The following is a 243-nucleotide window of genomic DNA, read 5'->3' on the forward strand; positions in this document are numbered from 1 at the left end:
GTGCATTGTTCGGCGCGCTGATGCACGACGTTCTGGGGTATGAGCGCTACTTCCTCCACGGGACCGACTGGGGTGTGGTGGATTGAAGGTGTGAATATGCGCCAAGCCGCTTCTCGTGCTCGGCAAAGTCTTGCATCCAACGCCGCTCAGCTTCGTCTCGCGGCGCGTCCTCGGGGACGGCACCGAGATAGTCCATGTGCAGACCGCGGAGCGAACGGGCGTTGTCCAGCGCCATCCAAGGGC

General features: G+C 63.0%; 1 pseudogene. It reads right to left on the minus strand.

Annotated features, from left to right (window positions below):
• Positions 1 to 46: 46 nt before the first annotated feature.
• Positions 47 to 243, minus strand: a pseudogene (locus AC0L3X_RS47590) (epoxide hydrolase); the annotation flags it as partial.

This window comes from Bradyrhizobium sp. MI1.7, from assembly GCF_055811795.1.